This is a genomic window from Kitasatospora sp. NPDC032757, from assembly GCF_055579305.1.
On the sequence record NZ_JBVINN010000080.1, the window covers coordinates 1 to 7,276 of the forward strand.

The window sequence follows — 7,276 nt, forward strand, 5'->3', positions numbered from 1 at the left end:
GGGCTCGCCCGTGCTGTTTGCAAAGCGTGGCCTTTGCAAACAGCGCGGGAGTGGGGGGGGGGGGGGGGGGGAGCCCCCCCCCCCCCCCCCACCACCCCCCCCCCCCCCCCCCCCCCCCCCGCCCCCCCCCCCCCCCCTCCCCCTCCCCCCCCCCCCCCCCCCGGGACGTGTTCGTGCAGGTGGGCAGCACGTGCGGGCAGCACCGCCCGGGCCCGTGGGAGGACTACAGGCCGAGCGGTTCGGGCAGACCTAGCTGTGCCGTCTCATGACATTGGTTCCTCGCTGTCAGGCTTGGCGGGCGTAGGACGTGAGGCGATCGGCGAGCGCGATGACGAGGTCGCGTAGTTCATCGGGGCGCTCGATGACGAACGGCCGGTCGAGTGAGGCGAGTACCGGAGGCAACCAGTCGAGCCGCTGCGCCCGCAGCTCGACGCGCAGCCAGGGCTCGGCCGCCGGGGCCTGGCCGGCCGCGGGCTCGTGCTCCTCCAGGCTCGCGACGCCGGCGGGAAGGTGCGCGCGGATCTGCTCGACTGTCCCGTGGATCCGCAAAGTCACCTCATGCCGGTACTCGGCCGTGGCGAATCCTGACAACACGCGCTGTGCCGGACCGGGACCCACGGGCGCTTCGAATGAGCCGGGCAGGGCCCTCGCGGCTGCGATGCGATCGAGCCGGAAGGTTCGGTCCTCGCCGACCTGGGCGTCCTTGCCCGTCACGTACCACCGGCCCGCATGGGCGACGATCCCGTATGCGTGCAGTGTGCGTTCGCTGCGCCGTCCGTCGCGGTCGGTGTAGCGGATCGAGACCGGTCGGCGGTGGCGCACCGCATCGGCGATGGTGAGCAGGAGCCCGGCGTCCGGGTGGTCCAACTCGCCGGGCTGATCCGTGAAGGCGAGAGCTTCCAGGAGTGTGTCGAGCCGGCGGGCGATGTGCTTGGGCAGCACCCGCCGGATCTTCGCTGACGCCGTCTCGTTTGCCGTGCGCTCCGTCGTCGTCAGCCCTGCCCGGCGGCCGGCGACCAGGCCGAGCAGCACGGCCAGCGCCTCGTCGTCGCTGAGCATGAGTGGAGGCAAGCGGTACCCGGGAGCCAGCCGGTACCCGCCGTAGCGGCCGCGCACCGACTCCACGGGCACGTCCAGGTCGATCAGCTGGTCCACATACCGCCGCACGGTGCGCCCTTCGACGCCGAGACGGTTGGCGAGCTCGGCCACCGTCCGGGTGCCGCCCGACTGCAGCAGCTCCAGGAGTGTCAGGACGCGGCCGGTGGGTCGTGGCATATTCGCAGCCTACGCGAATACAGGACCGATTCTGTCCACTATTTCGCCTAGCCTGCGACGTGCACGCCTCCAGCACGGCCAAGGAGATTCCATGAACTTCGTCTCGATCCGCATCATCACCAGCGACGTCGCACGCCTCGTCGAGTTCTACGAGCGAGTTACAGGGATGCAGGTGATACGGGCCACCGAGGACTTCGCCGAACTCAAGACCGCGTGCGCAACCCTCGCGATCGCGAGCACCCGCACCGTCCCGCTGTTCGCCCCGGGCTCTGCCCGCGCGGCGGACAACCACAGCGTGATCACCGAGTTCCTCGTCGACGACGTGGACCGCGTTCACCAGAACCTGACCGGCTTCGTCACCGACTTCGTCAACGAGCCCACCACGATGCCCTGGGGTAACCGGTCGCTGTTGTTCCGCGACCCCGACGGCAACCTCGTCAACTTCTTCACCCCCGTCACCCCGGAGGCCATCGAAAAGTTCGCACAATGACGCCACGCACACCGCTCACGCGGGAGCCCCGAGATCCCAGCGCACCCCAGTCCATGCCGACCTCCGAACCCGCCTCGCCGGAGCCGGCTGACCTCCCGTTGCCCAACCGGGCACCCGCCCGTTGGACCGCCCCGACCAGGGCGTGCGGCTGCGCCTGCTCCACACCGCCCGGCACCTGCACCCCCACGGCCCGGGCACCGCACGGTGAAGCCCCCGGGCGGCCGGGCCCGTAGACAGCCCGGCCGCCCGCCTCTTGCGTCAGAAGGGGCCCGGTTGTCGGTCCCCGGAGGTAGGGTGCCCGCCACCGTCTTGAGCGAGGAGCACCCGTTGGCCGAGAGCCTGAGCGCTGCGGAGCGGCAGCAACTGATCACCAAGTGGATCTCGCCGTCCACCGACGCCGAGGAGCCCAGCGGCGGGGGCTGCTGGCGGCGGAGTGCTTCGGTCCGACGTTCCAGGGCGAGGGTCCGAGTGTGGGGCAGCAAGCGCGGTTCGTACGACTGTCGCGCTGCAACCTCCGCTGCCTGCGGTACGACACCCCGGAGACGTGGGACTGGTCGCGGTTCGATCCGCGCGAGGTTTCCACCCGGCACAGCGTTGAGGACCTTGCCGCATGGGTGATGGCGCGCTCGCCTCGTCTGGTCGTGGTCACCGGTGGCGAGCCGCTGCTCCAGCAGCGCGAGCTCGTTGGCCTGGTGACGATGGCCCGGTCGTACCTGTACGAGGGCGGACCGCTCCGGCTGCTGCAGCCTTTTCGTCCCGGAAGCTGCCGCCCGAACAGAGTTCCCGGATGGCGGTGCCAGATCGCCTGGCGGAGGTTCTCCTGCCGAACGGCCGGTCGATCTTCGGATCGACCGGCCGTTTCAGTTCCTCGGCTCCTCTACTGCTTCCGGGAGCCTGCCGAAGGCGAGCACCACTGCTCGAGCCGCCTGCCGAACCTCCAAGGCGCCGTCACCGCACCGGCCCGGCCACGGCCGCTGCCCGCACTGACCGGTGGCGCGGCCGGCCCACCGAGCGGGGCGTGCTACCGGCGGGTCTCCGCCTGCGCGCGGAACTGGCGGGCATTTTCCGCGGCCTTGGCGAGGTTGAGCCCGGTCATGCCGTCGGCCTCGCTGACGGTCACGTAGGTGTTTCCGTCCAACCATGCACAACTGGTCGCGTTGGACAGGTTGTTGCCGAACGGGTCCGTCGACTCGGTCTTCGTGATGGTGACCTTGCACCTCATGACGCCGCCCAGCGATCCCGGGTCCACGTCCTTGACCTCGCCATGGGTCACCTTCATGCCCGGCACCTCCACCGAGCCATCGTTCATTTCGGCCAGCGCATCCGCGCGGTCCTTCTCGGAGAACGGGACGTCGCCCTCGACCGCGACGACGATCGCGTGGTTCTCCCCGAACTGACCGCTCTTGTACGCCGTCACGACGACGTGCTGGTGTGGATCGTCCCGCACCATGGCCTCGGCCTGCTGCCGCAGCACCGCAGTCTCGGGGGCGTTGTCGTCGCGCTTCATCCCGAGGAAGGTGTCGGGCAGACGGACGCGGCCCATAGTCTGGTTCCCCGCGTCCTGCGCCGGCTTGCTCGAACCCGCCCCGGCACCCGCCCCACCTGCCCCGGTACCCGCCCCAGCGCCGCCTGCCGCCGGTGCGGCCGCGTCTCCGGCCGGAGACGCCCCAGCACCCGCCGGGGCCGTGGCGGGCGACGTGGTGTCCCCCGACCTCGTCACGGCGAACGCCGTGCCGGCCAGGATGATCGCACCGACGACCCCCAGCGCGACCCACATCCCGGTGCGGGAGGACCGGGCCGGCGCCGGCTGGTTCCACCCCACCTGCGGCGGTCCGTACGCGGGCGCAGGCGGAGCGTAGGCGGGCGGGATCGAGGGCGGCGGCGGGACGTTCCCGCCCGGCGGCTGTGCGGGTAACCCGGATTGCTGCTCGTGCATCTGCGAACTCCCGGACGTCGAGTGATGATGTGGTGGACGATCTGTGGGCCTGGAATGAATATGCCCAACCACGGGTGCCCGCACAAAGCCCGGACGATCACTGTTTCCGATCTGTAGCACGCAGCACGCAGCACGCAGGACGCACCGCACCTCACGGTTCGGACTCCCGCTCGTGTGAAGGTGCCGAGGTCTGCGGCGAGCCGCGCGCACGTCGGTCAGCTCTGCTGTCCGCCACCGGCTGACCCCCGCCTGCGAGGGGGAGGACAGAATCATCCGGAACCAGGCGTGGAATGCGGGCGGCTGACCCCCGCCTGCGCGGGGAGGACATGCGCCGGTACCAGAGGCCGACATACTCGCTCGGCTGACCCCCGCCTGCGCGGGGAGGACCCTTCGCGAGCTGGGCTTCTTCTATGGCTTTGCGACTTCTTGACCATTTCTCAGTGCCCTGGATGCGATCAATGTCAGGCCGTCGAAGTCGACTGTGTGTCGTCGCTGTTCACCAGCAGTGGTCAGTTCAAGCCCCTGCTCGTTCGCTGCGGGGTGGGCAAGGACGGCAACACCTGAGCCGATGCAGCTGCTGACGGCATGCCACAGCTCATCCCGTACCTTGGCTGAGACCGTCCCGACGTACAGGTGTGGCGTGACCTCCAGGAGCCAGCGGGTGAGGGCTCCGCGTACATGGTCGGGGACGGCCGTGACGGAGATGACGATCATCGAGGGCATGCCACGCCCCGCCCTCGGACCAGGACAGCTGACACCGGCGGCCTCACAGGCCCTCACCATCTGCGTAGTTGACGCCGCCGGGCAGGGCGCCGCTGATCGGGTCCCACCGACCAGCTGTTCCTCGGGGTCGGGTTGCTCGATGTTCTGGTCCGGGGCGAGCAGGCGCTGGAGGTCCGTGACGATCCGGGGCAGAAGGCGGAACAGCTGCAGGGCGTCGCGGAAGCTGCGGCGGGCTTCGGCCTCGGGCTGGGGCGACGAGTGGAGGGAGAAGGCGAGCGGGATGGTGAGTTCGGCCTTGTAGAGGTCCGCGATGTCGTAGACGAAGGCCTGCTGGTTGCCGCTGTGGACGAATCCGAGGGCCGGTGAGCAGCCGAGGGCGAGGACGGCGGCGTGGACGATGCCGTAGAGGCAGGTGTTGGCGGAGGAGAGAGCGAGGTTGACGGGGTCCTGGGTGTCCCAGGAGCCGGGGTCGTAGTTGCGGCGGAATCGGCCGATGCGGTGCTGTTGGGCGAGCAGGCGGTAGTGGGCCTTGACGCGTTGGCCTTCCAGCCCGCGGAGTTTGTTGAGGTTGCTGCCGCGTGGAGCGGCGTCGGGGCCGAAGCGTTGTTCGTACATGGCAGTGGCGACGGCGAGGCGTGTGGTGTCGTCTGCCCAGGCTCTGGCCTGGCGTTCGAGCCACGTGGTGCTGAGGGAGTCGGGGACGGTGGAGGCGTAGCAGCGGACGCCTCCGGATCCGGTGGCGATGACGGTGGTGCCGTGGCGGGCCAGGGTGGTGAGGGCGCGTGCGGTGATGGAGGTGCCGAGGCCGAGGAGGACGCAGCTGAGGGCCGCTGTGGGGAGGTAGACGGTTTCGGTGCCGCGCTGGGGGCTGGTGATTTCGGCGCAGACGCCGGTGTCGTCCTGGACGATGCGGACGATGTCGAGGTAGAGGAAGGACAGCGAGTCGGCGATGCGGGGCAGCATCGCGACGGTGGGCGCGGCGAGTCGGCGCCGGGCGCCATTCGGATCGGGGCGTTGAGCGGTCACCGGTCGCCTCGGTGAGGGGCGATGCTGAGCAGTCCGCAGCCGTAGGCCTTGCCCTTGCCGATACCGTCCGAGAGGCGGGAGCGCAGGCTTTCAGCGTCGGTGATGAGGGCGGTGCCTTCGAACAGGACGCGGTCGTGCTTGATGGGGCGCTGGTCGCTGCGGCGTGAGCCGCGGGCGGCGTCGAGCGGGAAAGAACGGCGCCTGGGGCAGCTGGACCAGCCTCGGCGGCACCCTCACCGCCAGCCCCACCGCGGCGAGCCTCGGCCGTGACCGCATCGACGTGTTCGTCCGAGGCACCGACGGCAAGGTGTACCAGAAGACCTTCCAGCAGACACCCGGCGCGAACGACCTTCCGGCCTACTACTACGGCGTCAACTGGACCAGCAGCTGGGCGTACGTGGACGCACCCAACTCGACCACCATCGTCGGCGCCCCCGCGGCGGTGGCCTCGCTCAACCGGATCGACGTCTTCGCCCGCGGCACCGACAACGCGCTGTGGCAGAAGAGCTACGTCAACGGTGAGTAGACGGGCTGGACCAGCCACGGCGGCACGCTCTCCTCGTCGCCGACAGCGGTCAGCGGCGGCCCCGGCCAGATCGAGGTGTTCGCCGGGCTCGCGCCCACCAACAGCGTCGGCCAGCTCAGCTGGACCGCCGCAGGCGGCTGGTCGTCCTCCTGGTACGACCTCGGCCACACCGTCCTCGGTGCGCCGACCGCGACGCAGGTGGGTCCCCGGGTCAACGTCTACGCCCGCGCCACCGACAACACCCTGTGGCAGTGGTACCGGATCGGCACCGGACCGTCCGGGACCTGGCAGCAACTGGACAGCACCGTGGCACTGACCGGTAGCCCCGCAGCGGCCGGCCACCTCTAGGCAGGACCGTCACCTCCTCGCATGGTCGGCTCGGTGGCCCGTCGCGCTCTTCGGAGCTCGACGGGCCACCGGCTCAGCACTCGAACGGAGGCGGCCCGTGGCCGGGGACCCTAGCTAGTAGTACTTCGTTAGGTTGATTTGATCTTGGCGGTTGCGGCGGTGCATGCTGCAGCCTGTGGATCTTGGTGAGGTGGAGAAGCTCCGCGAACATCTCGGCGAGTTCGTGACCGAGGTGTTCGCGTCGCTGGCGCGCAAGGATCAGCGCCGGCAGGGTGATTGCTATCTGCGCGGGCTGATGCTGGACGGGCGGCGCAAGTCGATCCAGCCGATGGCCGAGCGGCTGCCGGACGGGAACATGCAGGCCCTGCAGCAGTTCGTGAGCCAGTCTCCGTGGGACCACACGCCGGTGCTGCGGCAGATCGCCCGAAAGATGACCGCCGCGATCGCGCCCGAGGCGTGGGTGATCGACGACACCTCGTTCCCGAAGGCCGGTGACCAGTCGGTGGCGGCCTCCCGGCAGTACTGCGGCGCGCTGGGCAAACGCTCGCTGTGCCAGGTCGGGGTGAGCGTCCACGCCGTCACCGACCAGGCCTCCAGCCCGCTGTCCTGGCGGCTGTTCGTGCCGCCGGACTGGGACGACCGCGGCGATGACCGCCGGCGACGCACCGGCCTGCCGGTGGAGGTCGGGCACGTCGAGAAGTGGCGGCTGGCGATCGAGGCCCTCGAGGAATTGATCTCCTGGGGGCCGGCCCCGCAGGTCGTGGTCGCCGACGCCGGCTACGGCCAGTCGGCGGCCTTCCGCCATGCTCTGCGCTCCCGGGGCCTGGACTACATCGTGGGGGGGGGGGGGGGGGGGAAACAGAACCAGCACAAAAACGAAGGGGGGGGGGGCGGCCGCAGGGGCAGGTTGAAGGAGACGTCTCCATTACCCCCACAACCCTTTGTCCCCCCC

The 7,276-nt window shown here is 70.2% G+C and carries 8 protein-coding genes and 2 pseudogenes; 5 read left to right on the plus strand and 5 right to left on the minus strand.

The genetic code is table 11. From position 1 onward, the window contains the following. Nucleotides 1–285: 285 nt before the first annotated feature. The gene (locus tag ACZ5WK_RS39725; protein ID WP_465555378.1) at nucleotides 286–1,275 is read right to left on the minus strand and encodes a helix-turn-helix transcriptional regulator; all 990 of its coding nucleotides are present in this window, start codon (nucleotides 1,273–1,275) and stop codon (nucleotides 286–288) included. Nucleotides 1,276–1,366: 91 nt separating this feature from the next. On the opposite strand from ACZ5WK_RS39725, the gene ACZ5WK_RS39730 reads away from it, so the two are divergent. Further along, nucleotides 1,367–1,765 carry a VOC family protein gene (locus tag ACZ5WK_RS39730; RefSeq protein ID WP_465555380.1) on the plus strand — a complete coding sequence of 133 codons (399 nt, stop codon included), beginning with the start codon at nucleotides 1,367–1,369 and terminating at the stop codon, nucleotides 1,763–1,765. A 1,021-nt stretch (nucleotides 1,766–2,786) separates the two neighbouring features. On the opposite strand, the gene ACZ5WK_RS39735 is transcribed toward ACZ5WK_RS39730, so the two are convergent. Then, nucleotides 2,787–3,308: a hypothetical protein gene (locus ACZ5WK_RS39735; protein WP_465555382.1), complete on the minus strand. Its 522-nt coding sequence runs from the start codon at nucleotides 3,306–3,308 to the stop codon at nucleotides 2,787–2,789. Nucleotides 3,309–3,450: 142 nt separating this feature from the next. Here ACZ5WK_RS39735 and ACZ5WK_RS39740 point away from each other — a divergent pair, with 142 nt between their 5' ends. Beyond that, a complete protein-coding gene (locus ACZ5WK_RS39740; RefSeq protein WP_465555384.1) occupies nucleotides 3,451–3,624 on the plus strand; it encodes a hypothetical protein in 174 nt (57 codons plus the stop codon). 485 nt (nucleotides 3,625–4,109) lie between these two features. Here ACZ5WK_RS39740 and cas2e read toward each other — a convergent pair whose 3' ends face one another. The 3 genes and pseudogenes from cas2e to ACZ5WK_RS39755 form a co-directional block, all read right to left on the minus strand. Next, entirely contained in the window at nucleotides 4,110–4,424 is a 315-nt protein-coding gene (gene cas2e, locus ACZ5WK_RS39745) for a type I-E CRISPR-associated endoribonuclease Cas2e (RefSeq protein WP_465555386.1), read from the minus strand. 43 nt (nucleotides 4,425–4,467) lie between these two features. Further along, nucleotides 4,468–5,387 (minus strand): annotated as a pseudogene (cas1e, locus tag ACZ5WK_RS39750) (type I-E CRISPR-associated endonuclease Cas1e). A gap of 59 nt (nucleotides 5,388–5,446) precedes the next feature. Further along, nucleotides 5,447–5,593 carry a type I-E CRISPR-associated protein Cas6/Cse3/CasE gene (locus ACZ5WK_RS39755; protein ID WP_465555392.1) on the minus strand — a complete coding sequence of 49 codons (147 nt, stop codon included), beginning with the start codon at nucleotides 5,591–5,593 and terminating at the stop codon, nucleotides 5,447–5,449. Nucleotides 5,594–5,613: 20 nt separating this feature from the next. On the opposite strand from ACZ5WK_RS39755, the gene ACZ5WK_RS39760 reads away from it, so the two are divergent. The 3 genes and pseudogenes from ACZ5WK_RS39760 to ACZ5WK_RS39770 all read left to right on the plus strand — a co-directional run. Further along, a complete protein-coding gene (locus tag ACZ5WK_RS39760; RefSeq protein ID WP_465555388.1) occupies nucleotides 5,614–5,976 on the plus strand; it encodes a DUF8189 domain-containing protein in 363 nt (120 codons plus the stop codon). A gap of 15 nt (nucleotides 5,977–5,991) precedes the next feature. Further along, nucleotides 5,992–6,324 (plus strand): annotated as a pseudogene (locus ACZ5WK_RS39765) (DUF8189 domain-containing protein); the annotation flags it as partial. A gap of 175 nt (nucleotides 6,325–6,499) precedes the next feature. Beyond that, nucleotides 6,500–7,276: IS701 family transposase (locus tag ACZ5WK_RS39770; protein WP_465555390.1), on the plus strand; the 777-nt coding region annotated here is incomplete at its 3' end.

Bases quoted from the DNA above. Each gene is read 5' to 3' on its own strand.
- ACZ5WK_RS39725 (WP_465555378.1), bottom strand. From the start codon at position 1,275: ATGCCACGACCCACCGGCCGCGTCCTGACACTCCTGGAGCTGCTGCAG.
- ACZ5WK_RS39730 (WP_465555380.1), top strand. From the start codon at position 1,367: ATGAACTTCGTCTCGATCCGCATCATCACCAGCGACGTCGCACGCCTC.
- ACZ5WK_RS39735 (WP_465555382.1), bottom strand. From the start codon at position 3,308: ATGGGCCGCGTCCGTCTGCCCGACACCTTCCTCGGGATGAAGCGCGAC.
- cas2e (WP_465555386.1), bottom strand. From the start codon at position 4,424: ATGCCCTCGATGATCGTCATCTCCGTCACGGCCGTCCCCGACCATGTA.